Genomic DNA, 25367 nt, shown 5'->3' with positions numbered 1-25367 from the left:
TTGGCAAGCGCAGGCATGGGCCCTACCCTAGTCGCGAACCCTGCACACGGCCGCTGACTGTTTTCCATGCGCAAACTTTTGTACCTGACCCTCTCCATGGCGTTGATCGCCGCCCTCACGACCTACGCCATGTGGGCCGCGGACCGTCCGGTGGGTCATTACCTGTCAGACTTGCGCATCAATCTTGCGGTCGATCAGGGTACCCCCGCCGATCGTGGCAACTTGCTGGGCATCCAGCCCGAGCTGTTCCCCACCGACTATCAAAGCCCCGAGCGCCTGCATCGCAAGCTCGCGGCCTATTTGCAGAAAGCCCAGGACCAGGGCCTGCTCAATGAAAAAACCATCGTCGTGCTGCCCGAACATATCGGTACCTGGCTGATGGTCAGCGGCGAGAAAGACGAGCTGTACCAGGCCACCACGCTCAAGGAAGCCATGAACTGGCTGGCGGTGAGCAACCCGTTGCAGTTCATCCGCGCCCTGATCGGCGCCGAGGGCGCCAGCCGTCTCGATGACGCGCACTTGCGAATGAAAGCCAAGGGCATGGCCAAGGATTACCAGGCGCTGTTCGGGGGTCTGGCGAAAGAATTCCACGTGACCCTGGTGGCCGGCTCCATCGTGTTACCCGAGCCGAGTGTCAGCGACGGCGTCCTGCACATCGGCCACGGCGCGCTGTACAACAGCAGCATGGTGTTCGGTCGCGATGGCCTGCCGATCGGCCAACCCCAGCGGCAAGTACACCCCACTTTCGCCAAGCGCGACACGCTCGAAGCCAATTCCGATCCTACGATCAACGTCATCGACACCCCGGCCGGGCGCCTGGGCGTGTTGATCGGCAGCGACAGCTGGTACCCCGACAACTACCGCAAACTCGACGATCAGGGCGCGCAATTGGTGGCGGTCCCGGCGTTCGTCGTCGGGCGCGGGGTCTGGGATCAACCGTGGCGCGGCTTTAAGGGCCAACCCTCGCCGAGTTCTGTCAGCCTCAAGGCCGGCGAAGTCAGTGAAGGTCAGGCCTGGCATCGGCTGACACTGATTGCCCAACCGTCCGGCAGCCAGGCCATCGCCGGCATGAGCGTGTTCCTGCGCGGCCAGTTCTGGGACAAGGGCAGCGCCGGTCAAAGCTTCCTCAGCAGCAACGGGCAACAATTCGCCGACGGCGATGCCCGGGGCGCGCGTTTGCTGAACCTCTGGCTGTAAGCCGATGAAACCGCAGCCGATGCGCCTCGGGGATCTGTCGGTGGGCTTCGTCCATAGCCTGGCCGACGCCGTGCGCAGCCATGGCCTGGACCCACAACCGCTGCTCGAACAGTACGGCCTCGACGCCGCGCGACTGGCCGAAGCCGGTGCACGCCTCTCGATCCCGCGCTACATGCGCCTGGGCCACGGCGCCATTCAACTGACCGACGACCCGGCACTGGGTTTGCGCATGGGCCAGCTCAGTCGCCTGAGCCAGGCCGGACTGGCCGGCGTCACCGCCGCCCAGGCACCCACCGTGCGCGAAGCGGCGCGCTGCCTGATTCGCTTCGAAGCGCTGTACGGCTCCAACTATCGCGGCCAGTCGAGCTTTCATGAAGACGCTCAAGGCGCCTGGCTGCGTTTCTATTCCATCAGCCCCTACAACGCCTACAACCGCTTCGTGGTGGACTCGATCATCGCAGGCTGGTTGCAGCAATTGTCCAGCGTAAGCCCTGCCCCGCTACGCGCCGAACGGATCGAGATCGAGTTCCAGGCGCCGGATTACCGTGAGGCCTATGCCGTGCTGGGGGATTGTCCGGTTCAGTTTGGCGCCGAACAGAATCAGCTGCGCCTGAGCCTGGACAGCCTCGCTCAGCGCAACCCGGAGCACTGCCCGAGCACCTGGCGGCACCTGCTGCAACTGTGTGAACGGGAACTGGAGCAACTGACACGCACCCGCAGCCTGCGTGAACGTATCACTCAGTTACTGGGGCCGTTGCTCAATGGCGGCCGGGAACCCGACCTGGAAGAAGTCGCGGCACGCCTGAAGCTGCCAACCTGGACCTTGCGCCGCAAACTTGCCGAGGAAGGCACGCAATTTCGCGCAATCCTCAACGACACACGCCGCGACCTGGCCATGACCTACATTCGCGACACTGAACTGGCGTTCGGCGAAATCGCCTACCTGCTGGGGTTTGCCTCAGCCGAAGCCTTTCAACGGGCCTTCAAACGCTGGAACGGCCAGACCCCCGGCGAGTTTCGCCGCAGTCATCGCCAATCCGCGTAATTACAGCTCCGTAGCGTCTTCGGCCGGTTCCAGCGGGTCCAGTTCAAACGCCTGATACTCGAGCAGTTCTTCTTGATAATCATCCATAATTAAACCCCCATCGCTTATTGAAAAAATCGTCTGAATAAATGTCCAGCGCCCCGAGCATAAAGTGCCCACATGAAAGAAAAATGACTCGAGCACGATACGATGCCGCTACTGAATAAAACGTAGCAGGTGGTCAGGAATTTATCACAGGTTTTTTTCGATATAAGCCGTAGGAATACGGCCCGGCGTGATGTGGATCAATCTTGAAAGGCATTACGGAGGCGGTATCGTCTGACCCGCCCCCGTAACAACGGGAACCAATTACTGGCTGGAGACAGGCAGCGCCGAAATCGGCTCGGTCGGCGCCGGCAGCGTGCTTGAATCCGCCGCTGGCGTGACCGCTTCCGCGGATGAAGTCGGCTCACTGCTCGCGGCCGGAGTAATTGGCGCCGTTTCAGCAGGCGGCACAACAGGCTCCGAAGTGGCTGGAGCGGCTTCGGCAGGTGCAGGAGCTGGTGCGACTGCCGGAGCAGGTTCTGCCGCCGGGGTCGGGGTCGGCGCCAACTGAGCCGGTGCAGCCTTGGCTTCAGGCACCCCCAGTTCGGTTTTCGGCTTCTCGATGATGTGCGCGGCCTTCTTCGCTTCAGGCGGCAGGAACAATTCGACCAGGGCAAAGAAGCGCTCGTAGAACTTGGCCGAAGACACGGTTTCGCTGGCGACCTTGACCATCGAGTCGTCGGACGAGCCGATCGGCATCGATACCGAGCCCAACACGCCGACGCCGAGGCTGGCGGAGTTGTTGGTCTTTTTCAGCGCATAGCGGTCCTGCAGGGCGTTGGCGAACATGGTCGCATGATGCCCCTCGCTGCCGTCATCGGCACAGACCACATTGAAACTGATCTCCATATGGGTCTCGCCGGTCTGCTGGAAGCTCTTGTGCCCACTGATCAGTTTCGGATCACTGCTGGTGATGATGTAACCCTGGCTGAGCAAAGCCCGACGGGCGGCTTCGCAGGTTTGTGCATCGGTCACCGGGTAGCTGCGCGAAAACGTCCCGGAGTCGTCGAAGTTCTCATGCTCATAGACGGCGGCTTTCTTCGACGAACAACCGGCAGCGGCGGCCAGCACCAAGGCCAGCCCGACAACACGCATGGGAATTGATTTAAACATTGAACATCCTGAGGAAAACGGTTCGGGGCGTATTGTGCAACAGATTAATGCTTAGCGGAGTATCGATTGTGTCTTAAAACGGCTACAGATTCATTGACCGTCATATCAGGAGAAAGTCCCGCCGGAGCAAAAATCAAAAGATCGCAGCCTGCGGCAGCCTCTACGGGGGATCGCGTTCATCTGTAGGAGCTGCCGCAGGTTGCGATCTTTTTGCTTCCCCCATGAAAAACCCCAGCCTTTCGGCTGGGGTTTTTTGTGTCGCGCAAAACTCAGTCAGGCATCAGAAACGCTTGATCTCAGCCTCGCGTTCCAGCAGTTTGCGGTAGGCCGCAAAGTCTTGCTGGCCAATGCGCGAGGCGAGGAAGCGACGGTATTGAACCTTCTCTTCCTCGGTCGGCGCCGCGGCTTCGTTCACGCCGTTCAGACGCACAATCACCAGGCTACCATCGGCCAGGGTCACGCTGCTGAAGGTCGGCTTGTCTTTGGAGGCTGGCTTGGGCATGCGAAACAGCGCTTGCAGCACGGTTGGGTCGGTCCCTTCCTGAGCGCGAGTGGCTGCTGCGGTGACTTTCCAGCTCTGACCGTCAATCGCCTTGTCCAGCGCAGTCTTGCCATCGCGCAGGCTGGCAACCAGTTGATCGGCCTTGGTCTTGGCGGCAGCACTGGCGTGCTCCTTGGTCAATTGCACGCGAATGCTGGCAGCCACGCTTTCCAGCGGCAGTTGCTCAGGCTTGCGGTGCTCCTTGGCGCGCAGCACGATCACGGTTTCCGGGTCCAACTCGATGGCGGTGCTGTTGGCACCCTCATCCAGCACTTCAGGACTGAATGCAGCGGTCACCACGGCACGGTTGGCCGCAACACCTTCGCCACCTTCCCGGCCGAATGGCGCGGAAGTGTGGACGGTCAGCTTCAGGTCCTGTGCCGGCTGGGCCAGATCGGACGCTTCGAACGAGGAGTCTTCCAATTGCTTGGTCGCCTCGACGAAACGCTGCTCGACCTGCTGGGTTTTCAGCTCGCGGGTCAGCTTGTCTTTCAGGCTGGCGAACGTTGGCACCTCAGGCGCTTCAACACCCAACAGCTTGATCAGGTGGAAACCGAAGTCAGTGCGAACCGGCTCCGACACCTGATCCTTGGCCAACGAATACAGGGCTTTTTCAAACACTGGATCGTAGACGCCTGGCCCCGCGAAACCGAGGTCACCACCATTGTTCGCCGAGCCTGGATCCTGGGAGAACTCCTTGGCCAGGACTTCAAACTTCTCGCCTTTAGCCAGACGCGCCTGCACCTCTTCGATCTTGGCCTTGGCTTGTGCTTCGGTCACCTTGTCGTTCACTTCGATCAGAATGTGCGCAGCCCGGCGTTGCTCGGACAGGTTTGCGGTTTCTTTCTGATACGCCGCCTGCAAGTCTTCGTCCTTGACGCTGACCTGATCGAAGAAGGAAGCCTTTTTCAATTCGAGGTAATCGATGACCACCTGATCAGGCGTCATGAATTCCTTGGCGTGTTCGTCGTAGTAGGCCTTGACCTCATCGTCGGTCAGCTTCACAGCCGCAGGATCTGCCTTGACGTTCAGGGTGGCGAAATCGCGGGTCTGTTTTTCCAGACGGGCGAAGGCCAGAACCTGTGCATCGGTGACGAAACCGCTACCGGCCAGGCCAGCACGCAACTGACCGATCAGCATTTCCTGAGCCAGCATCTGACGGAATTGCAGACGGCTGTAGCCCAGTTGACGGATCACCTGGTCGAAACGCTCGGCGCTGAACTTGCCACTCACCTGGAATTCAGGCGTTTGCAGGATCACCTGATCCAAAGCGGCTTCGGAGAAAGCGAATTTCGATTTTTCTGCGCCTTGCAGCAGCAGTTTGCGATCGATCAGGCCCTTGAGGGCCGATTCGCGCAGCATTTTTTCGTCGAGCAAGGAAGCATCGAAATCCTTGCCCAGCTGTTGTATGAGCTGACGGCGTTGCATATCGACCGCCTGGCTCAGCTCGTTCTGGCTGATTTCTTCGCCATTGACCTTGGCCGCCTCATTGCTGTGCGTCGTGGCCCGAAAAATGGCGTCGAAACCGGTCAAAGCCATCAGTGCAACGATGACCCCGATAATGGTCTTGGCAATCCAGCCTTGTGAATTGTCCCTGATATTCTGCAGCATGCGTCCCCCAGAAACGGTTGAACTTCAAAATTAGGCAACCGTGGAGCGTGGGTAGAATCCGGATAGAAGAAAGGCGCATCCGAGGATGCGCCTTCTCGTAACTGGCGGAGCGGACGGGACTCGAACCCGCGACCCCCGGCGTGACAGGCCGGTATTCTAACCGACTGAACTACCGCTCCGCTGCCAAGTCAGGAATGACCCCGACCCGGATAGGCAAAAACCTGAATCGAACTTAGTTGACAGCTTCTTTCAGTGCTTTACCGGCTTTGAAACCTGGTTTTTTGGCGGCTGCGATTTCCAGCGTCTTACCGGTCTGTGGGTTACGACCGATGCGAGCTGGACGATCAGTCACGGAGAAGGTGCCGAAACCAACCAGAACAACAGAGTCGCCAGCCTTGAGAGCGCCAGTGACGGATTCGATTACAGCGTCCAGCGCACGGCCAGCAGCAGCTTTCGGGATATCAGCGGATGCAGCGATAGCATCAATCAGTTCCGACTTGTTCACTCTAAGTCCCCTTATATCTATTTGAGTTTGATTCTAAGTTTTTTGGTGAAAGCAAAAAAACGAGTGCTGAATGGCCTACAGACACTTAAGAGCCGCTTTATATCAAGGGCTCTAAAAAACTGTCAAGGAAGCCTCCCAGGCAAATGCGTACTAATGCGTGCTAATTCTTTCCTTAGAGTCAGACTCGCGCTTTTCATCCTTTGCAACGATCTCCGGAACCACATCTGGCAAGGGCTCCGGCGCGTATTGCAGCGCAATTTGCAGGACCTCGTCAATCCATTTAACTGGTTTAATCTGTAGATCTTGCTTGATATTGTCAGGAATTTCCTTCAGATCGCGTACGTTCTCTTCAGGAATGATCACCGTCTTGATTCCGCCACGGTGAGCAGCCAGCAGTTTTTCCTTCAAGCCGCCGATCGCCAGCACCTGACCACGCAAGGTGATTTCGCCGGTCATGGCGACGTCCGCTCGTACAGGAATGCCAGTCAATGCCGACACCAGGGCCGTGCACATGCCTACACCGGCGCTAGGGCCGTCCTTCGGGGTCGCCCCTTCAGGCATGTGGATGTGCGTGTCGCGCTTCTCGTGGAAGTCCAGGGGAATCCCCAGGCTCTTCGCACGGCTGCGGACGACGGTCAGGGCCGCGGTGATCGATTCGACCATCACGTCACCCAGAGAACCGGTCTTGATCAGCTGGCCTTTACCCGGCACGACTGCGGCTTCGATGGTCAGCAATTCGCCGCCCACCTGGGTCCACGCCAGGCCAGTAACCTGACCGATCTGATCCTGCTGCTCAGCCAGACCGTAGCGGAATTTGCGCACGCCCAGAAAGTGCTCCAGCATGTCGGCAGTGACCTTCACCGAGAAGCGTTTCTCCATCGCATGCTCTTTGACCGCCTTGCGGCAAACCTTGGCAATCTGGCGCTCCAGCCCACGTACACCGGCTTCGCGGGTGTAGTAGCGAATGATGTCGCGAATCGCTTCGGCGTCAAATTCCAGCTCGCCTTTCTTCAGACCGTTGGCCGTAATCTGCTTCGGCGAAAGGTATTTGACGGCGATGTTGATCTTCTCGTCTTCGGTGTAACCCGGCAGACGAATCACTTCCATCCGGTCCAGCAGCGCCGGTGGAATGTTCATGGAGTTGGAGGTGCACAGGAACATCACATCGGACAGGTCGTAGTCGACTTCCAGATAGTGATCGTTGAAGTTGTGGTTCTGCTCGGGATCGAGCACTTCCAGCAACGCCGACGCCGGATCGCCACGCATGTCGCTGCCCATTTTGTCGATTTCATCGAGCAGGAACAACGGGTTGCGGACCCCCACCTTTGTCATCTTTTGAATCAATCTTCCTGGCATCGAACCGATATACGTCCGGCGATGGCCACGAATTTCCGCCTCATCGCGCACACCACCGAGGGCCATGCGGACGAATTTGCGGTTGGTGGCGTGGGCGATCGACTCTGCCAGAGAGGTTTTACCCACCCCTGGAGGACCGACCAGGCACAGCACCGGACCACGAATCTTCTTCACACGCTTCTGCACGGCGAGGTATTCGAGGATCCGCTCTTTGACTTCTTCCAGACCGTAGTGGTCTGCATCGAGAATGTCTTCGGCGCGGGCAAGGTCCAGGCGCACTTTGCTCTGGGCTTTCCATGGCACTTGAACCAGCCAGTCGATGTACGAACGCACCACGGTCGCTTCCGCAGACATTGGCGACATTTGCTTGAGTTTGTTCAGTTCGGCCTGAGCCTTGGCCAACGCGTCTTTCGGCAGGCCGGCGGCATCGATACGCTTTTTCAGCTCTTCGATTTCGTTGTGGCCTTCGTCGCTGTCGCCCAGCTCTTTCTGAATGGCCTTCATCTGCTCATTCAGGTAGTACTCGCGCTGGCTGCGCTCCATTTGCTTTTTGACGCGACCGCGAATGCGTTTTTCGACTTGCAGCAGATCGATTTCGGCATCCAGCAACGCCAGAACGTGCTCGACCCGGGCCGACAAATCGATGATTTCGAGGATTTCCTGCTTCTGCTCGATCTTCAGGGCCATGTGCGCGGCCATGGTGTCGACCAGGCGGCCTGGCTCGTCGATGCTGTTGAGCGACGACAGGACTTCAGCGGGGACTTTCTTGCCCAGCTGTACATATTGTTCGAACTGAGCCAGCAGGCTGCGGACAAACACTTCCGACTCGCGCTCAGGCGCGTCGACTTCGTCGATCAGCGAGACTTCGGCTCGGCAGTGGCCGTCGACCTCGCTGAAGCGCTCCACGGCGCCCCGCTGCTCGCCTTCTACAAGAACCTTGACCGTGCCGTCAGGCAGCTTGAGCAGCTGCAGAACGGTAGCAATGGTGCCTACGCGATAAAGTGCTTCTTCACCGGGATCGTCATCAGCAGGATTTCGCTGAGCCAGCAGAAGGATCTGCTTGTCGCCCGTCATCGCAGCCTCGAGGGCTTCGATGGATTTCTCGCGCCCCACGAACAGCGGGATAACCATGTGCGGATAAACCACGACATCACGCAATGGCAGGAGAGGCAATTCGATGGTCGTCTTCATGATTTCGCCTCTACGGCGGCCATAAGGCCGTAAACAGATGGAAGTAAGCTTGAAACCAAGATGGGGGCTGCTTTCAAAAAAAACAAGCGGATAAAAGAACCACTTTAAAGATCGCCGCTTACGGCAGCGCCTGCATGGGTCCGGATGCATCCAAGAAGGTCGGCTGTCATGCCGCCTTCGCAGCGATGCGACAAGCCAGCTCCCACAATAGCAAAGGGGCCCGCAGGCCTAATGCCAGTCAGTTAAGCGCAATCCATGTGGGAGCGGGCTTACTCGCGAAGACGGTAGTACAGTCAACATTGATGTCGCCTGACACACCGCTTTCGCGAGCAAGCCCGCTCCCACAGATTCCGCTCCTTAACTGAGCAGCATTAGCCCGAAGGCCCCTTCTTTATTCCAGCAGCGTGACGCTTAAGCGTCTGGCGCTGCCTTGGCAGTCGGCTCACTGTTTTCGTAGATATACAGTGGCTTGGACTTGCCTTCTATAACGCTTTCATCGATCACTACTTTACTCACCTCGGACTGCGAGGGAATTTCATACATAGTGTCGAGCAGCACACCTTCGAGAATCGAGCGCAGTCCACGAGCACCGGTTTTGCGTTCCAGAGCGCGTTTGGCGACCGATTTCAGCGCGTCGGTCCGGAATTCCAGGTCCACGCCTTCCATCTCGAACAACTTGGCATACTGCTTGGTCAGCGCATTTTTCGGCTCGGTGAGAATCTGCATCAATGCAGCTTCATCAAGCTCGTCCAGCGTGGCAAGTACCGGCAGACGACCGACGAATTCCGGGATCAGACCAAACTTGACCAGATCGTCAGGTTCGACTTCACGCAGGGATTCACCGACTTTCTTGCCTTCTTCCTTGCTACGAACTTCCGCGTTGAAACCGATGCCGCCCTTGGTGGAACGGTTTTGAATAACCTTTTCCAGACCGGAGAACGCACCACCGCAGATGAACAGGATGTTACGGGTGTCGACCTGAAGGAATTCCTGCTGCGGATGCTTGCGACCACCTTGAGGCGGAACGGAAGCGACCGTGCCTTCGATCAACTTGAGCAGGGCCTGCTGCACGCCTTCACCGGAAACGTCCCGGGTGATCGACGGGTTGTCAGACTTGCGCGAGATCTTGTCGATCTCATCGATGTAGACAATGCCCATCTGGGCCTTTTCCACATCGTAATCGCACTTCTGCAGCAGCTTCTGAATGATGTTCTCGACATCTTCACCCACATAACCCGCCTCGGTGAGGGTGGTTGCGTCGGCGATGGTGAACGGAACGTTCAACAAGCGGGCCAGAGTTTCGGCAAGCAGGGTTTTACCCGAGCCTGTCGGGCCGATCAGCAAGATGTTGCTTTTGCCGAGTTCGACGTCGTCATTCTTTTTGTCGCGCTGGTTCAGACGCTTGTAGTGGTTGTACACCGCTACGGCCAGAACCTTTTTGGCACGTTCCTGACCAATCACGTACTGATCAAGGATGCCGCTGATTTCTTTAGGCGAAGGCAATTTATGCGCGCTGCTTTCGGCCTGGGCTTCCTGCACCTCCTCACGGATGATGTCATTGCACAGGTCGACGCATTCGTCGCAGATAAAGACCGAGGGGCCGGCAATCAATTTGCGTACTTCATGCTGGCTTTTGCCACAGAAGGAGCAATAGAGCAGCTTGCCGTTGTCCTCGCCGTTGCGGGTGTCAGTCATTCGTTCGATCCAAATCCGATAGGCTTGCAACACAAGATGAAGGCTATTGCGGGCTTTTTCAAGCCCGCTGGTGATCGGACCCGCCGACCAACCTTATTTTGAGCTGCTTATTTTAAGCGGGGCGCTGGTTGATCACTTCATCGATCAACCCGTATTCACGCGCTGCCTCTGCACTCATGAAATTATCGCGGTTGGTATCGCGCTCGATTTCTTCAAGAGTGCGCCCGCTATGCTTGGCCATCAGCGTGTTGAGACGCTCACGAATGAAGAGGATTTCCTTGGCATGGATTTCGATATCCGAGGCCTGGCCCTGGAAACCGCCCAGTGGCTGGTGAATCATCACACGCGAGTTCGGCAGGCAGTAACGCTTGCCTTGGGCACCGGCCGTCAGTAGAAACGCACCCATGCTGCACGCTTGACCGATACAGGTGGTCGACACGTTTGGCTTGATGAACTGCATGGTGTCGTAGATCGACATGCCCGCCGTCACCGAACCGCCCGGCGAGTTGATATAGAGATGGATGTCCTTGTCCGGGTTTTCCGCTTCAAGGAACAGCAGTTGCGCACAGATCAGGTTGGCCATGTAGTCCTCTACCGGACCAACCAGAAAGATCACTCGCTCCTTGAGAAGGCGCGAGTAGATGTCATAGGCGCGCTCGCCACGAGCAGATTGCTCGACAACCATCGGGACCAGGCCGCCTGCGGCCTGGATATCAGAGTTCTGCTGAATATACGAATTACGGAACATGCTCTGCAGTCACTCCCAAATAGTTATGTCTTGAATACGCATAAGCCAGCACGAAGGCTGGCTTATGGTGTGTGCTTCTTACCGCAAAAACAATCAGTCGGCTTGTGGAGCTTCTACCGGCTTGACTGCTTCTTCGTAAGAGACCGATTTGTCGGTCACGCTAGCTTTCTGCAGAACAGTATCCACAACTTGTTCTTCCAGCACAACCGAACGAACTTCGTTCAGTTGCTGGTCGTTCTTGTAGTACCAGGACACAACCTGCTCAGGCTCTTGATAAGCCGAAGCCATTTCCTGAATCATCTCGCGAACGCGGGCTTCGTCAGGCTTGAGGTCGAATTGCTTGACCACTTCAGCCACGATCAGACCCAGCACAACGCGGCGCTTGGCTTGCTCTTCGAACAGCTCGGCCGGCAGTTGGTCAGGCTTGATGTTGCCGCCGAACTGCTGAACAGCCTGCACGCGCAGACGGTCGACTTCGTTGGACAGCAGAGCCTTTGGCACTTCGATCGGGTTGGTGGCCAGCAGACCGTCCATCACCTGATTCTTGACCTTGGATTTGATCGCCTGACGCAATTCACGCTCCATGTTCTTGCGAACTTCGGTGCGGAAGCCTTCCAGACCGGTTTCCTTGATGCCGAATTGAGCGAAGAACTCTTCGGTCAACTCTGGCAGTTTAGGCTCGGAAACGGTGTTCACGGTCACGGTGAACTCAGCGGTTTTGCCTGCCAGGTCGAGGTTCTGATAGTCCTCTGGGAAGGTCAGGTTCAGAACGCGCTCTTCGCCGGCCTTAGCGCCAACCAGACCGTCTTCGAAACCAGGGATCATGCGACCGGAACCCAGCACCAGCTGAGTACCTTTGGCGGAACCGCCAGCGAACACTTCACCGTCGACCTTGCCAACGAAATCGATGTTCAGCTGGTCTTCGTTTTGAGCAGCGCGATCGGCCACTTCGAAACGGGTGTTCTGCTTACGCAGGACTTCCAGCATTTTGTCCAGATCGGCGTCAGCCACTTCAGCGCTCAGGCGCTCGACAGTGATGCCTTCGAAACCGGCAACGGTGAACTCAGGGAACACTTCGAATACAGCTACGTATTCCAGGTCCTTGCCCGCTTCCAGGGATTTAGGTTCGATCGAAGGCGAACCAGCCGGGTTCAGCTTCTGCTCGACGACAGCTTCGTAGAAGGAAGACTGGATCACGTCGCCTACCGCTTCCTGGCGAGCTTCGGCACCGAAACGGCGCTTGATTTCGCTCATTGGCACTTTGCCTGGACGGAAGCCAGCAATCTTGGCCTTTTGGGCAGTCTGCTGCAGACGCTTGTTGACCTGAGTCTCGATGCGCTCAGCCGGCACGGTGATGCTCATGCGGCGCTCAAGAGCAGAAGTATTTTCAACAGAAACTTGCATGGATATTCCTCGTTGCACAGACGTTAGCCGGCCGTTTCCGACCCCAGAATCAAGGGCATGCATTCTAGTGGGTCAAACTCAAGAAGTCACCCTACTGAAAACGGGTAAAAAAGCAGCAGGCAATTTATAGGCGGGGACAAACGGTTGCGCCTCGCCCTGTTAGCAAATACAGCCAGGGCCCTGCACCAACCCTCCTATATAGAAGGAATCGGCAATCCATCCCTGACAGCCAACCCCGCGAAGGGATCGGCGGGCGAATCGAGCATCATCGAGAAACATAAATACGACGAAGCGACCTACCCCTGCGACCCACAACCTGCAGCCGCTGAACATTCAAACAATTGAAACAAAAAAGGCGCCAGACTGTTAAATCTGGCGCCTTTCGAAATATGGGGTGGACGATGGGGATCGAACCCACGACAACGGGAGTCACAATCCCGTGCTCTACCAACTGAGCTACGCCCACCATATTGCGTGACAAAGAAGCCAAACGACTTCTTTGCTGAGCCCAACCAAGCCAACCGGCATGAGTGAAGCTTTATTTGGTGCGGATGAAGAGACTCGAACTCTTACGCCTCGCGGCGCTGGAACCTAAATCCAGTGTGTCTACCAATTCCACCACATCCGCGGATTGAAGCTGTTAAAGCAAAGGCGCCAGACTGTAAAATCTGGCGCCTTTCAAAATATGGGGTGGACGATGGGGATCGAACCCACGACAACGGGAGTCACAATCCCGTGCTCTACCAACTGAGCTACGCCCACCATATCGCGCTACTTGTGCCAAAGCTGCCTAATGGCGCACCCGGCAGGACTCGAACCTGCGACCATCCGCTTAGAAGGCGGATGCTCTATCCAGCTGAGCTACGGGCGCCTTGTTAGCTGTAACCTTGAAGGACTACAAACTAAGTGCTTTTCAGTCCTGCAGAACTTCGATTCTGCTCAACCTTCTCAACCAGTGCTAGGCTGTACCCGACAAGTGCGACGAATAGTATAGAGCGACCCGAAGGTCGTCAAATCCTTTTTAAAAAAAATTCATTTAATTAAAGGAGTTAGGGGAATTTGCTGACCAAGCGCCTTTGCCCTCACCTCATGACATGCGAGAATGCGCTCTCTTTTTTTCCCCTCTCGATGGTTAATCACGCGCAATGACTGCACAACTAATCGACGGCAAATCGATCGCCGCCAGCCTGCGCCAGCAGATCGCCAAACGAGTCGCCGAGCGTCGCCAGCAAGGCCTGCGCACACCCGGCCTCGCGGTGATCCTGGTCGGTAGCGATCCTGCCTCTCAGGTTTATGTCTCGCACAAGCGTAAAGACTGTGAAGAGGTCGGCTTCCTTTCCCAAGCCTACGACCTGCCTGCCGAAACCACTCAAGAAGCACTGACCGATCTGATCGATCGCCTGAACGACGACCCGGCGATTGACGGCGTTCTGCTTCAACTGCCTTTACCAGAACACCTGGACGCCTCCAAATTGCTGGAGCGCATTCGTCCCGACAAGGACGTCGACGGTTTCCACCCTTATAACGTCGGCCGTCTGGCCCAGCGCATTCCGCTGCTGCGTCCGTGCACGCCTAAAGGCATCATGACGTTGCTGGAAAGCACCGGTGTCGATCTTTACGGGATGGACGCGGTCATTGTCGGAGCGTCCAACATCGTTGGTCGTCCGATGGCGATGGAACTGCTGCTGGCCGGCTGCACCGTGACCGTCACCCACCGCTTCACCAAGGACCTGGCGGGCCATGTCGGCCGCGCCGATCTGGTCGTGGTTGCCGCCGGCAAGCCGGGACTGGTCAAGGGTGAGTGGATCAAGGAAGGTGCGATCGTGATCGATGTCGGCATCAACCGTCAGGAAGACGGCAAACTGGTGGGTGACGTGACCTACGAAACCGCCCTGCCCCGCGCCAGCTGGATCACTCCGGTACCGGGCGGCGTCGGCCCGATGACCCGCGCCTGCCTGCTGGAGAACACGCTGTACGCCGCGGAAACACTGCATAGCTGAGTTCTCGCTTGCACACAGCGCCGCCTATAAAGAACCCCGCCCATCGCGGGGTTCTTTTTGCCCGCAGAAAAAGCTCGACCATCGACGGCTCAGCAATCGGGAAGCTGGAAAGCCGGAGGGGGTACAGAATGGGGACAGCATTAAATATTCTTCACTTTTACCCCTGTATTACAGGCGCCTATGGCTTTCCTGGCACATACTCTTAAAATGCGTCGTTTTTTAAGAAGCAGCCCGTTACAAAACGGCATATCCACCCTTTATGAGTCTGCCAGCGTGAAAATCCGTCTTTCCATCCTGAGCCTAGTTTTTGCAGTTACAGGGACTTTCATCGCGCCAACGGTCAACGCCGCTGACACCACCGCGGCGCCACGAGACAATTCACAACTGAAGATCGCGTCCGGCAGCGCTTTGCTGATGGATCTGCAGACCAACAAAGTCATCTATGCCAGCAATCCTGATGTCGTCGTACCCATCGCGTCCGTCAGCAAACTGATGACCGGCCTGGTGGTCGTGGAAGCGCGGCAGAACATGGACGAATACCTTTCCATCAACATCAGCGACACCCCGGAAATGAAAGGCGTGTTTTCCCGGGTCAAACTCAAAAGCGAATTGCCGCGCCGAGAGATGCTGCTGATTGCCCTGATGTCGTCGGAAAACCGTGCCGCTGCGAGTCTGGCCCATCACTATCCGGGCGGCTATGTCGCGTTCATTGCCGCCATGAACGCCAAAGCCAAAGCGCTGGGAATGACCAGCACCCACTTTGTCGAACCGACGGGCCTCTCCCCTCGCAATGTGTCCACCGCCCGCGATCTGAGCAAACTGCTGATCGCAGCACACAAGCACCCGCTATTGACTCAGCTGAGCACCACCAAGGAAAAAACCGTTTCGTTCCGTAAACCCAACTACAGCCTGGGTTTCCGCAACACCGACCATTTGGTCAACAAGCCTAACTGGGACATCAAACTGACCAAAACCGGCTTTACCAACGCGGCCGGTCACTGCCTGGTGCTGGTCACCCACATGGGTGATCGTCCGATGGCGCTGGTGATTCTCGACGCCTTCGGCAAGTACACGCACTTTGCCGATGCCAGCCGGATTCGTAGCTGGGTCGAAACCGGCAAGAGCGCCAACGTGCCGTCCGTCGCCCTGCAGTACAAGTCCGACAAGAATCTCAAGCATCGCCAGAGCGGCGTGGTTGAAGCATCGAAATAAGCTAGAAACGCCTCCAAAAGAAAGCCCCGAATATTCGGGGCTTTCTTTTGGCCGGGATTAATCATTAGGCAACGGCATCTGATCGTCATCCGGAATGCCATCCCCGGCACTCGGGTCTTTCCAACCCTGCGGATGCTTCGTCGGCACCACTGTCGGTCTGGCCAACGGATCCCTTAACGGGCTGTCCGGATCCATCACCGGATCCAGGTCGTCTTCGGGGGTTGTTGGAACACTGTCTGGAGGATCTGGACGTTTGTCGTCGAAGCTCGAATCGGTAGACATATGCACCTCTGACTAGGGCTTGGGTTTCAGATCGCCAAGTGGATCGTAAGGCTTTGCCGGGGCCTTCTTGCCCTCCTCACCCGGCTTTACATCCCTGGGCGCCTTGGCGGGCCCGATGGGATCGACCTGAGGATCGGCAACGTCCGGGGAATCGGGGTCGAACCCCAACTCATTATCGGACGAATGCTCAGACGAGTGCGGACCAGTGGGGGTATTGGAATGTGCCATGGCGCCTCCTGATCATGGACCCGGAAAAGTCCGGACCCTCTACCTGAGACTCCAGCATAGCGTGGCAGTGCCATGCCGATGACGAGCGGAACTTACTTCGCGCTCAACGCCTTCTTCGCCCTGGCTGCCGCCTGCTCCTGACCTGACTGGGCAAGATCGCTCGCCGCTTTCAGCCAGCGCGGCTGATCGACATTGGCCGGAATCTGCTCCGGCTTCTGGATCAATACAGCCCAGCCACCGGCATTCTCGAACGCCGATTCAAAGGAACCGAACCCCATCAGCAACCGACGATCCATCCCGGTGCGCAGCAATACGGTCTGCTTCTGACGGTTGTAACCAGCGAGAATGGCGTATCGGGGTCCCGCCCAGAACGCCGAACCTTCGGTGAAGCGCACCATCACCGGGTAACCGGCCGCGACCTGGGCCAACAGCGCCGGCAAATGGCTGTCGAGGGGATAAACCACCATCCCGTACTCGCGGGCGAGGTTTTGCATGTTCTGCTGCAACCGGTCTTCGGCACCCGGTAAATGCAGGGGCTTTTCGAGCAACCCCGGGGTGATCACGATGTCCTGTTGGGACAACAGGCTGGCCAGCACCTGAGGCCCGCTTTGATAACTTTGCCCGCGATAGAACGTACCGCTGAGTTCGACACGTTCCGGCAGACGCTTGATCTCGGGCGCCACGCTCCCCGCGCAGCCAGCCAGGCCGGCAACGCAGCCAACGATCAGCGCCAAAGATCGAATTCGAGAAAATACCCGCACCATCATCACTCTCTTGTTCAGACGCCAGGCAATCGAACTCCCGGCTTGGCCGCCGATCATAGGATGCCGCACGACAGCGGTATAGCCTTAACCGGCAGTTGATTGCATTCGATAGAGCGAACGGGTTGATGACAGGCGACCTTTGGTCAATAGCCTGAAACACAGCAGCGGCTAGACTGTCATTTACCAAGGAAGAGTGTGCGCCCGCTGCAGGGCAAAGAGGAGGCACTGATGAGCCTGACAATGACCATTGTAATGTTGATTTCCGGCTGGATGGCGGTGGCTGCCGCCATGCTGTGGGGCGTTTTGCGTATTACCCGCCGGCACCATCACCACCCGGCTCAATCAGCGCCTGCAACGAAAACCGATAAGCCGGCTGGACACCCCGCCACCGCGCACTGACTGGCGCTTTTCAGTCATACAAAAACGAATCCATGTGGGAGCGCCTTAAACTGGCCGCCTGGACTCTTTCGAGTTCAGGCGGCCGTTTCGTTTAATGAAGGTTAAGCTTCAGCGGCTACACGCTTCTGCCTGGCCCGCCGAGACAGCATGTTCAAGCCTTCGATCGTCGCCGAGAATGCCATGGCCGCGTAGACGTAGCCTTTTGGTACGTGGGCGCCGAAACCTTCGGCGATCAGCGTCATGCCGATCATGATCAGGAAGCCCAGCGCCAGCATCACCACCGTCGGGTTGTCGTTGATGAACTTGGCCAGAGGATCAGCCGCCAACAACATCACCAGTACCGACACCACCACCGCGATGATCATGATCGGCAAATGCTCGGTCATGCCGACAGCAGTAATGATGCTGTCGATAGAGAACACCATGTCCAGCATCAGGATCTGACCGATCGCGGCGGCAAAGCCCAGGGTCACGGTCGAGGTGGCCGACGTCGGATCTTCCGGCGACGGGTCCATGCTGTGATGGATCTCGGTGGTCGCCTTCCACAACAGGAACAGGCCGCCGGCGACCAGGATCATGTCCTTCCAGGAGAACGCATGACCAAGAATCTCGATCACAGGCGCCGTCAACTGAACGATGAACGCGATGGTGCTCAACAGCGCCAGGCGCAGGATCAACGCCATGCCGATACCGATGCGCCGCGCCTTCTGGCGATGCTGTTCGGGCAGCTTGTTGGTGAGGATCGAGATGAAGATCAGGTTATCGATGCCGAGCACGATTTCCATCACCACCAGCGTGGCCAGGGCGACCCAGGCGGTGGGGCTTGCAGCAAGTTCTAAAAGGTATTCCATGGGTCAGTCCTGACTGGTTGTAGACGGTTTAGATTTCCTGGGACGAAGATTCGGTTTTGTCCGACTCTTTGGCCGGTTGTTCTTTCTTGCTGATCAGGCCACCGGTGGCATCGCTCAACGCTTGCTCGGCGGCTTTGTGGGTATCGTCAATCGCCTGTTTGGCGGTTTCGGCAGCCTTGCCCATCAGTTGCTGGGCGCTCTTCTCGGCCTGGTCGCAGCCGGCCAACACCAATAAAGAGGTGATCAGCAGCGCGGGGGTTTTAAGCTTCATGATGCTTTCCTCGATAGAACAGACAAAGCCCAAATGGCGCTCCGTCGATAGCGAGGCAGTCTAAAGAGGAAAATACTTCAGGAAAATTCGTATTTTAAGCGGTTATACTTCGGTTTTTACGAATCCATAGCAAAACATACCCTACGGGGAACATGAATGCTGAATTACCGACAGCTGCATTATTTCTGGGTGGTGGCCAAGACCGGCAGCATCGTGCGCGCCTGCGAGCAGTTGAACCTGACACCACAGACCATCAGCGGGCAGATTTCCCTGCTCGAGCAAACCTATGGCATCGAGTTGTTTCGCCGGGTCGGCCGGCAGCTGGAACTCACTGAAGCCGGGCGTCAGACCCTGCCCTACGCCGAGCAGATGTTTCAACTCGGTGGCGAATTGGAGCTGATGCTGCGGGCGCAGCCCAATGAGCAACAGATTCTGTTTCGGGTGGGCGTCGCCGATGTGGTGCCCAAATCGATCGTTTATCGATTGATTGCACCGACCATGGAGTTGAGCGAACCGCTGCGTATCACCTGTCGCGAAGACAAACTGGAACGTTTGCTTGCCGACCTGGCGATTCAGCGCCTGGATCTGGTGATTTCCGACAGCCCGATGCCCTCGCATCTGGACATCAAGGGCTACAGCCAGAAACTCGGTGAATGCGGCATCAGCTTCTTCGCCACCGCTGAACTGGCAGCGCGTTATGGCCAGGATTTCCCCCGCAGCCTGCACGGCGCCCCGCTGCTGATCCCCGGGCCGGAAACCGTGGTACGCAGTCGCTTGCAACGCTGGTTTGCCGAACAGCAGATTCAGCCTCGAATCGTCGGCGAGTTCGACGACAGCGCTTTAATGCAGGCCTTCGGCCAATCCGGCAGCGGGATATTCATCGGCCCGAGCGTGATTGCCGACGAAGTGAAACGCCAATGCAGCGTGGAGTTGATCGGCCAGACCGACGCGGTGAGCGAATCGTTCTATGCCATTTCAGTTGAACGCAAGGTCAAGCACCCCGGCATTGTCGCCATTACCGAAGGTGCCCGACGCGAGCTGTTCACCGAGATGTGACGCCTCAGGCGCAGATTTCCCGGGGTTTGAAGGTCATCAGCGCCATCGCCAACAGGATCGAGACAAGGATAAAACCGGCGGCTGCGAAACCCAGCCCGCCCAGGCCGACACTGTCGATCACCCGACCACCGACCATCGCACCCAGTCCGATCCCGAGGTTGGCCCCGGCAATGTTCAGCGACGCAGCAAAGGCCGGCGCTTCAGGCGCAGCCTTCATCAAACGCACATGACTGACCAGGAACAACGCCGCCTGGGTCACGCCCCAAATCCCCATCGCCGCCGCCAGCCCCAGCGGCGAATGAATGTTCGGCACCAGCGTTACCATGCCGGCAATCATGAACGCGCAAAACGTCACAGAAGCAATCAGCGGGTGACGATCCACCGCGCGGCCGCCCAGCGAGTTGCCGATCAGCCCGACCGCACCGAAGCCCATCAGGCACCAGCCGACCACCGTGCCATTGAAACCGGCGAGGCGCTCAAGGATGTCCGCCAGGTAGGTGTAAGCGGTGAACATGCCGCTGAACACCAGGATCGACAGCAGTACATGCCCCAGCATCAGCGGGCTGCGCAGGATCTTGAACTGTGAACGGAAACTCACCTGGTGCTGGTGCAGGCTGGTTTTCGGCAGGTAGATAAACAGCAGCAGCGCCTTGGCAAACGCGATCACCGCCAGAATGCCGAAAGCACTGCGCCAGCCGAACGCGTCGGAAATCAGCGTGCCGACAGGAATGCCAAACACCGTGGCGCAGACGATGCCGAAACCGACCTTGGCGATGGCCCGCCCGGCGTAGTCCGGCCCGACGATGTCCACCGCGGTTTCACTGGCCAACGCCCAGAACACCGGCAGCCCCAGCGCCGGAATCAACCGGGCGATGGCCATCACCCAAATATTCGGCGCAAATGCCGCCAGCGTGTTGGCCAGGCCGAACATGATCAACACACTGATGAACAGTTTGCGTCGTTCAAACCTTGCGAAGTACGCCGTCAGGAACGGCCCGAACGCGGCCACGGTGAACGCAAACAGGGTCACCAGCAAACCCGCTTGAGGAATGCTGACGTCCAGATCACGGGCGATTGCCGGTAACAGGCCGACGATGATGAATTCCGTGGTCAGCACCGTGAAACCGGCGGCGGACAACAGAAGAATGGGCAACAGCATGCAGAACTCCAGGAAAACGACGACACCAGCGACAACCCAGAGGCCCACTGGCAGAACATGAAAATGAGGATGGCGAAGCTTAACAGAGTGTTTCCGGGCGAAGTTGCACGAACCTGCAAATCTCGTTGAACAATCGGGTGGCAGATCGTCACAGGTCTGAAGGATCGCGGCTACGCTGTGATAAAGTCCGCGGCCTGCGGTACTTACACTTTGCTCATCGGCCATTCATTGGCATTGATGCGGCGACCCCTTCGGTTCCCGCCATGTGGCCTGCCCGGCTTTTTGCTGCATGAGCAGAACCCTGCACCCTAATAAAATCAGAGATGCCGTTATGACCGCTTCATCCCCTTCTCTCTTGCAACGACTGCAACGCAGCAGCCTGGTCACGCAAATCATCATCGGCCTGATCGCCGGGATTGCCTTGGCGTTGTTCGCGCCTGAGCTGGCCAAGTCCACCGCTTTCATTGGCAAAGTGTTCGTCTCGGCGCTCAAGGCTGTCGCGCCGATTCTGGTGTTCGTGCTGGTCATGGCGTCGATTGCCAACCACAAGCACGGCCAGGAAACCCATATCCGGCCGATTCTGTTTCTGTACCTGCTGGGCACCTTCGCGGCGGCCGCGGTGGCGGTGATTGCCAGCTCGCTGTTTCCGTCGAGTCTGGTGCTGGCTACCCAGGATGTTGCGGTGACCGCACCGGGCGGCATCAGCGAAGTGCTGCAAAGCCTGCTGCTCAGCGTGGTCGATAACCCGGTCAGCGCACTGATGAACGCCAACTTCATCGGCATTCTGGCGTGGGCGATCGGCATGGGCATTGCGATCCGCCATGCTGGCGAGACGACGCGCGAAGTGCTGGGCGACCTGTCCAATGGCGTGACCGTGATTGTGCGCCTGGTGATTCGTTTTGCGCCGCTGGGGATCTTCGGCCTGGTGGCTTCGACCCTCGCCACCTCCGGTTTCGGCGCGTTGATCGGTTATATGCACCTGCTGGCGGTGCTGCTGGGCTGCATGCTGTTCGTGGCGCTGGTGATGAACCCGGCTATCGTGTTCTGGAAGCTGCGTCGCAACCCGTATCCGCTGGTACTCACCTGCCTGCGCGAGAGCGGCATCACCGCCTTCTTCACCCGCAGTTCGGCGGCGAACATTCCGGTCAATCTGGAGTTGAGCAAGCGTCTGGGCCTGCACGAAGACACCTATTCAGTATCGATCCCGCTCGGCGCCACCATCAACATGGCCGGCGCGGCGATCACCATCACCGTGCTGACCCTGGCCGCCGTGCACACCCTGGGCATCGCCGTGGATATTCCGACGGCCATTCTGCTCAGCATTGTCGCGGCGATCTGTGCCTGTGGCGCTTCGGGCGTGGCCGGCGGTTCGTTGTTGCTGATTCCGCTGGCGTGCAGCCTGTTCGGCATCCCCAGCGAAATCGCCATGCAAGTGGTGGCGGTCGGCTTCATCATCGGTGTGTTGCAGGACTCGGCGGAAACCGCGCTGAATTCCTCCACCGACGTGCTGTTCACCGCGGCTGCGTGCCAGGGTGAGGAACAGAAGACCCAGAAAGCCCGGGAAGCCCGGCGTCTGGCATAACAATGCACCTGTAGGAGCCAGGCTTGCCGGCGAAAGCGATCTCAAGTACGCCTTCGCCGGCAAGCCTGGCTCCTACAGAAGATTGTCTAGCCCAGAACAAAACGAAAAAGCCCGCCAAGGCGTAAACCTTGGCGGGCTTTTTTGTACCTGAGCGGTTTAGAACGCGCCCATGTAATCGCGCTTGCCTACTTCCACACCGTTGTGACGCAGCAGTGCGTAAGCGGTGGTGACATGGAAGAAGAACTGCGGCAGACCATAGCTCAGCAGGTAAGCCTGGCCAGTGAAGCGCTTCTCTTTAGGCGTGCCTGGACGGGTAACGATTTCGATGCCTTCCTTGCCATCGATCTGCTCAGGCTTGATCTCGCCGATGAAGGCCAGGACCTTGGCGATCAACGCTTGCAGTTCGGCGAAGGTGGTTTCGGTGTCATCGTATTTCGGCAGTTCGACTTCAGCCAGGCGCGCCGAAACGCCTTTGGCGAAATCAACGGCGATCTGCACCTGACGCACCAGCGGGAACATGTCCGGGTACAGGCGGGCTTGCAGAAACGCGTTCGGGTCGATGTTTTTCGCGGTGGCGTGGGCTTCAGCCTTGCTCAGGTTGTTGCTCAAGGCGTTGAGCATTTGCTGGAAAACCGGAACGGAAGCGGCATAGAGAGAAATGGTCATGGCAATCTCATGTAGTGACAGGAGTAAAAAAGCGTGGGGCGATTATAGCCATGCTGGCGCGCCCTGCGACTTGTCTTTTATTCAGCAAGGATTAGGCTAGGCGGCTCGACTGCCTAGGGAATAGCGCGATGAGCACTGAGCAAGAAACGACCTTCGACGAACCACGGCTCAACAGCACGGAAATCCGCATTCTGGGCTCGTTGATCGAGAAACAGGCCACCAGTGCGGAAACCTACCCGCTGACCCTCAATGCCCTGATGATTGCCTGCAACCAGAAAACCAGCCGCGAACCGGTGATGAACCTCAGCCAGGGCCAGGTCGGCCAGAGCCTGCGAGCCCTTGAAGGTCGCGGCTTCACCCGACTGGTGATGGGCAGCCGTGCCGACCGCTGGGAACATCGGGTCGATAAGGCACTGGAACTGGTGCCGGCGCAGGTGATTCTGACCGGGCTGCTGTTCTTGCGCGGTCCGCAGACAGTCAACGAGCTGCTGACCCGCAGTGGCCGCATGCATGACTTCGAAGATGCCGAGCAGGTGGTGCATCAGCTCGAACGCCTGATTGCCAGAGGTCTGGCGCTGCTGATCCCGCGCCAGGCCGGCCAGCGCGAAGACCGTTACATGCATGCACTGGGCGATCCGGCGGATATCGAAGCCATCCTGGCGGCCCGGCAGAATCCGGTGGAGCGTGGCGCCAGTGGCGGCGTGTCGGTTGAACGAATCGAAGAGCTTGAAGCGCGGATTGCGGCGCTGGAAGAACGACTGGCACGCCTCGAATAGACCCGTGCTCCCGCTGTGCCGAGCTCCCTGTGGCGAGGGAGCTTGCTCCCGTTGGGTCGCGAAGCGGCCCCGTTAGCCGGGTTTGCCGGTTTTGCGACTGCTTCGCAGCCGAACGGGAGCAAGCTCCCTCGCCACAGGTCCAACCAATAATCGGAATTCAGCTCCGGGCAAACGCCACGGCTTTCTGGAACTGCTCATCGGTCGGCCGCACGCCGGTGTACAACACGAACTGTTCCAGCGCCTGGATGGCAATCACTTCCAGCCCGGTGATCACTCGTTTGCCTTCGGCGCGCGCGCGCACGATCAGCGGTGTTTCCGAGGGAATCGCTACCACATCGAAGACAATCTCGGCGGCAGCGATGGCTTCAGGGTCGAACGCCAGTTGATCGGCTTCCGGCCCGCCGGTCATGCCGATCGGCGTGACGTTGATCAGCATCTGCGGGCGCTGCCCCCCCAGTTCCGCCTGCCATGAGTAACCCAACGATTCGGCCAAAGCACGCCCGGCGCGCTCGTTGCGGGCCACGATCAGACCGTTTTTGTAGCCGCCATCGCGCAGGGCACTGGCCACGGCCTTGGCCATGCCGCCGCTGCCGCGCAGGGCAAAAGTCGAGTCTTTGGGTACCTGATGGGTTTCGAGCAACTGGGCGATGGCAATGTAATCGGTGTTGTAAGCCTTGAGGTGGCCGTGGGTGTTGACGATAGTGTTGATCGATTGAATGGCCTCAGCCGATGCGTCCAGCTCATCGACCAGCGCAATACAGGCTTCCTTGAACGGCATCGACACGCCACAACCCCGAATGCCCAGAGCGCGGATGCCACTGACAGCGCCCGTCAGGTCCTGGCTGCTGAAGGCTTTGTAGTAAAAATTCAGGCCCAGTTGCTCATACAGATGATTGTGAAACCGCAGGCCGAAATTGCCGGGGCGCCCTGAGAGCGACATGCACAGCTGGGTGTCTCTGTTGGGGTTCATCTGCATCCGAATCTCCTTCAATAGCACTTTCAGATGGACGGGATTAACCATCCCACCGGATTGTGGTCGATCATAAAGGTTTGTCTGTACAGGCACCGTAAAGAAGCCGGTACAGACCTTACACAAAATTTACCCAATGGCTGTGCTGATTTTCAAAAAAACGCTGTCTTAGAAGTATCCCCGCGACAACTTGTGCCTATTGCAGGCGCAAGCGCCGGGTCGAAGAACCGAGGAATTATCATGATCCGTAAAATCCCCACAGTAGCCTTGCTGATTGGTGCTCTCGCTATCGCAGGGCAGGCAGAAGCAGGTGGTCGCGGCTGGGAAGGTCCCGCTGTGTTTGGTGCGATCGTCGGCTCGGCAATCATCGGCTCGGCAATTATCGGCCGCGACCGGCCGGTGTATGTAGAGCAGCCGGTTTACGTGCAGCCTCAACCGGTGTATGTACAGCCACCTCCTGTTTATTACCAACCGGCGCCGGTCTATGTACAACAACCGATGTACTACCGCCCGGCACCGGTCTATTACGGTCCGCCACGCGGGTATGGTCCACCACGCGGCTACTACGGCCCTCCCCATGGCTACTATCGTGGCGACCGCTGGTAACACGCTCATCAGGCAACCCGTGTGGGAGCGCACCTTGACTGATCGGCATTGCTCA

25 protein-coding genes and 5 tRNA genes are annotated in these 25367 nt (G+C 58.1%); 9 read left to right on the top strand and 21 right to left on the bottom strand.

From position 1 onward, the window contains the following. Positions 1-66 precede the first annotated feature (66 nt). Positions 67-1197 carry a carbon-nitrogen hydrolase family protein gene (locus LOY38_RS10585; RefSeq protein ID WP_258699972.1) on the top strand — a complete coding sequence of 377 codons (1131 nt, stop codon included), beginning with the start codon at positions 67-69 and terminating at the stop codon, positions 1195-1197. A 4-nt stretch (positions 1198-1201) separates the two neighbouring features. Beyond that, positions 1202-2242 carry an AraC family transcriptional regulator gene (locus LOY38_RS10580; RefSeq protein WP_258699971.1) on the top strand — a complete coding sequence of 347 codons (1041 nt, stop codon included), beginning with the start codon at positions 1202-1204 and terminating at the stop codon, positions 2240-2242. Here LOY38_RS10580 and LOY38_RS10575 read toward each other — a convergent pair whose 3' ends face one another. The 13 genes from LOY38_RS10575 to LOY38_RS10515 form a co-directional block, all read right to left on the bottom strand. After that, the gene (locus LOY38_RS10575) at positions 2243-2425 is read right to left on the bottom strand and encodes a hypothetical protein (RefSeq protein WP_258699970.1); all 183 of its coding nucleotides are present in this window, start codon (positions 2423-2425) and stop codon (positions 2243-2245) included. Between the two features lie 165 nt (positions 2426-2590). Then, positions 2591-3439: a DUF2242 domain-containing protein gene (locus tag LOY38_RS10570; protein ID WP_258699969.1), complete on the bottom strand. Its 849-nt coding sequence runs from the start codon at positions 3437-3439 to the stop codon at positions 2591-2593. Positions 3440-3719: 280 nt separating this feature from the next. Further along, positions 3720-5591: a SurA N-terminal domain-containing protein gene (locus tag LOY38_RS10565; protein WP_258699968.1), complete on the bottom strand. Its 1872-nt coding sequence runs from the start codon at positions 5589-5591 to the stop codon at positions 3720-3722. A gap of 102 nt (positions 5592-5693) precedes the next feature. Further along, positions 5694-5770 (bottom strand) — tRNA-Asp (locus LOY38_RS10560). A gap of 53 nt (positions 5771-5823) precedes the next feature. Further along, a complete protein-coding gene (locus tag LOY38_RS10555) occupies positions 5824-6096 on the bottom strand; it encodes an HU family DNA-binding protein (protein ID WP_002552737.1) in 273 nt (90 codons plus the stop codon). A gap of 150 nt (positions 6097-6246) precedes the next feature. After that, positions 6247-8643, bottom strand: a complete 2397-nt coding sequence (gene lon / locus LOY38_RS10550; protein ID WP_258699967.1) for an endopeptidase La — start codon at positions 8641-8643, stop codon at positions 6247-6249. 411 nt (positions 8644-9054) lie between these two features. Then, positions 9055-10338, bottom strand: coding sequence for an ATP-dependent Clp protease ATP-binding subunit ClpX (clpX, locus tag LOY38_RS10545; protein WP_008048848.1), 1284 nt, complete (start codon positions 10336-10338; stop codon positions 9055-9057). Between the two features lie 112 nt (positions 10339-10450). Further along, the gene (clpP, locus tag LOY38_RS10540; RefSeq protein WP_007901795.1) at positions 10451-11086 is read right to left on the bottom strand and encodes an ATP-dependent Clp endopeptidase proteolytic subunit ClpP; all 636 of its coding nucleotides are present in this window, start codon (positions 11084-11086) and stop codon (positions 10451-10453) included. Positions 11087-11179: 93 nt separating this feature from the next. Further along, positions 11180-12490, bottom strand: coding sequence for a trigger factor (gene tig / locus LOY38_RS10535; RefSeq protein WP_033064156.1), 1311 nt, complete (start codon positions 12488-12490; stop codon positions 11180-11182). Positions 12491-12880: 390 nt separating this feature from the next. Further along, positions 12881-12956: transfer RNA gene (locus tag LOY38_RS10530), tRNA-His, on the bottom strand. A gap of 77 nt (positions 12957-13033) precedes the next feature. Beyond that, a tRNA-Leu gene (locus LOY38_RS10525) sits at positions 13034-13118 on the bottom strand. Between the two features lie 58 nt (positions 13119-13176). Continuing rightward, positions 13177-13252 (bottom strand) — tRNA-His (locus LOY38_RS10520). Between the two features lie 32 nt (positions 13253-13284). Next, positions 13285-13361 (bottom strand) — tRNA-Arg (locus LOY38_RS10515). A gap of 274 nt (positions 13362-13635) precedes the next feature. Between LOY38_RS10515 and folD the strand changes: the two genes are divergently transcribed. After that, positions 13636-14490 (top strand): bifunctional methylenetetrahydrofolate dehydrogenase/methenyltetrahydrofolate cyclohydrolase FolD, encoded by an 855-nt coding sequence (folD, locus tag LOY38_RS10510; protein ID WP_258699966.1) that lies wholly within the window; start codon positions 13636-13638, stop codon positions 14488-14490. A 273-nt stretch (positions 14491-14763) separates the two neighbouring features. Continuing rightward, on the top strand, positions 14764-15702 hold the full coding sequence (gene pbpG, locus LOY38_RS10505; protein WP_258699965.1) for a D-alanyl-D-alanine endopeptidase: 939 nt from the start codon (positions 14764-14766) through the stop codon (positions 15700-15702). Between the two features lie 57 nt (positions 15703-15759). On the opposite strand, the gene LOY38_RS10500 is transcribed toward pbpG, so the two are convergent. From LOY38_RS10500 to LOY38_RS10490, 3 genes are all read right to left on the bottom strand, one after another. Continuing rightward, positions 15760-15984: a hypothetical protein gene (locus LOY38_RS10500; RefSeq protein WP_080370563.1), complete on the bottom strand. Its 225-nt coding sequence runs from the start codon at positions 15982-15984 to the stop codon at positions 15760-15762. Positions 15985-15996: 12 nt separating this feature from the next. Further along, positions 15997-16212: a DUF6021 family protein gene (locus LOY38_RS10495; protein ID WP_052967284.1), complete on the bottom strand. Its 216-nt coding sequence runs from the start codon at positions 16210-16212 to the stop codon at positions 15997-15999. Positions 16213-16304: 92 nt separating this feature from the next. Further along, positions 16305-17033: a peptidase C39 family protein gene (locus LOY38_RS10490; protein WP_258699964.1), complete on the bottom strand. Its 729-nt coding sequence runs from the start codon at positions 17031-17033 to the stop codon at positions 16305-16307. A gap of 171 nt (positions 17034-17204) precedes the next feature. On the opposite strand from LOY38_RS10490, the gene LOY38_RS10485 reads away from it, so the two are divergent. After that, a complete protein-coding gene (locus LOY38_RS10485) occupies positions 17205-17375 on the top strand; it encodes a hypothetical protein (protein WP_258699963.1) in 171 nt (56 codons plus the stop codon). A 101-nt stretch (positions 17376-17476) separates the two neighbouring features. On the opposite strand, the gene LOY38_RS10480 is transcribed toward LOY38_RS10485, so the two are convergent. Further along, positions 17477-18226: a TerC family protein gene (locus LOY38_RS10480; protein ID WP_258699962.1), complete on the bottom strand. Its 750-nt coding sequence runs from the start codon at positions 18224-18226 to the stop codon at positions 17477-17479. A gap of 28 nt (positions 18227-18254) precedes the next feature. Next, the gene (locus LOY38_RS10475; protein ID WP_258699961.1) at positions 18255-18497 is read right to left on the bottom strand and encodes a hypothetical protein; all 243 of its coding nucleotides are present in this window, start codon (positions 18495-18497) and stop codon (positions 18255-18257) included. Positions 18498-18653: 156 nt separating this feature from the next. On the opposite strand from LOY38_RS10475, the gene nhaR reads away from it, so the two are divergent. Beyond that, positions 18654-19553 (top strand): transcriptional activator NhaR, encoded by a 900-nt coding sequence (gene nhaR / locus LOY38_RS10470; protein WP_258699960.1) that lies wholly within the window; start codon positions 18654-18656, stop codon positions 19551-19553. Between the two features lie 4 nt (positions 19554-19557). Here the strand turns inward: nhaR and LOY38_RS10465 are convergent, their stop codons facing one another. Beyond that, entirely contained in the window at positions 19558-20712 is a 1155-nt protein-coding gene (locus LOY38_RS10465; RefSeq protein ID WP_258699959.1) for an MFS transporter, read from the bottom strand. Between the two features lie 331 nt (positions 20713-21043). On the opposite strand from LOY38_RS10465, the gene sstT reads away from it, so the two are divergent. Beyond that, entirely contained in the window at positions 21044-22294 is a 1251-nt protein-coding gene (gene sstT / locus LOY38_RS10460; RefSeq protein WP_258699958.1) for a serine/threonine transporter SstT, read from the top strand. Positions 22295-22450: 156 nt separating this feature from the next. Here the strand turns inward: sstT and LOY38_RS10455 are convergent, their stop codons facing one another. After that, the gene (locus tag LOY38_RS10455) at positions 22451-22960 is read right to left on the bottom strand and encodes a DUF1993 family protein (RefSeq protein ID WP_007901777.1); all 510 of its coding nucleotides are present in this window, start codon (positions 22958-22960) and stop codon (positions 22451-22453) included. Positions 22961-23088: 128 nt separating this feature from the next. Here LOY38_RS10455 and LOY38_RS10450 point away from each other — a divergent pair, with 128 nt between their 5' ends. Further along, positions 23089-23736, top strand: coding sequence for a YceH family protein (locus LOY38_RS10450; protein ID WP_258699957.1), 648 nt, complete (start codon positions 23089-23091; stop codon positions 23734-23736). Positions 23737-23893: 157 nt separating this feature from the next. Here the strand turns inward: LOY38_RS10450 and LOY38_RS10445 are convergent, their stop codons facing one another. Beyond that, positions 23894-24712: a shikimate 5-dehydrogenase gene (locus LOY38_RS10445; RefSeq protein WP_258699956.1), complete on the bottom strand. Its 819-nt coding sequence runs from the start codon at positions 24710-24712 to the stop codon at positions 23894-23896. A 234-nt stretch (positions 24713-24946) separates the two neighbouring features. Between LOY38_RS10445 and LOY38_RS10440 the strand changes: the two genes are divergently transcribed. Beyond that, on the top strand, positions 24947-25312 hold the full coding sequence (locus LOY38_RS10440; RefSeq protein ID WP_258699955.1) for a hypothetical protein: 366 nt from the start codon (positions 24947-24949) through the stop codon (positions 25310-25312). Positions 25313-25367 lie beyond the last annotated feature (55 nt).

Source organism: Pseudomonas sp. B21-015 (assembly GCF_024749285.1).
Lineage (GTDB): Bacteria > Pseudomonadota > Gammaproteobacteria > Pseudomonadales > Pseudomonadaceae > Aquipseudomonas.
This window is presented reverse-complemented; position numbering and strand designations above follow the sequence as displayed.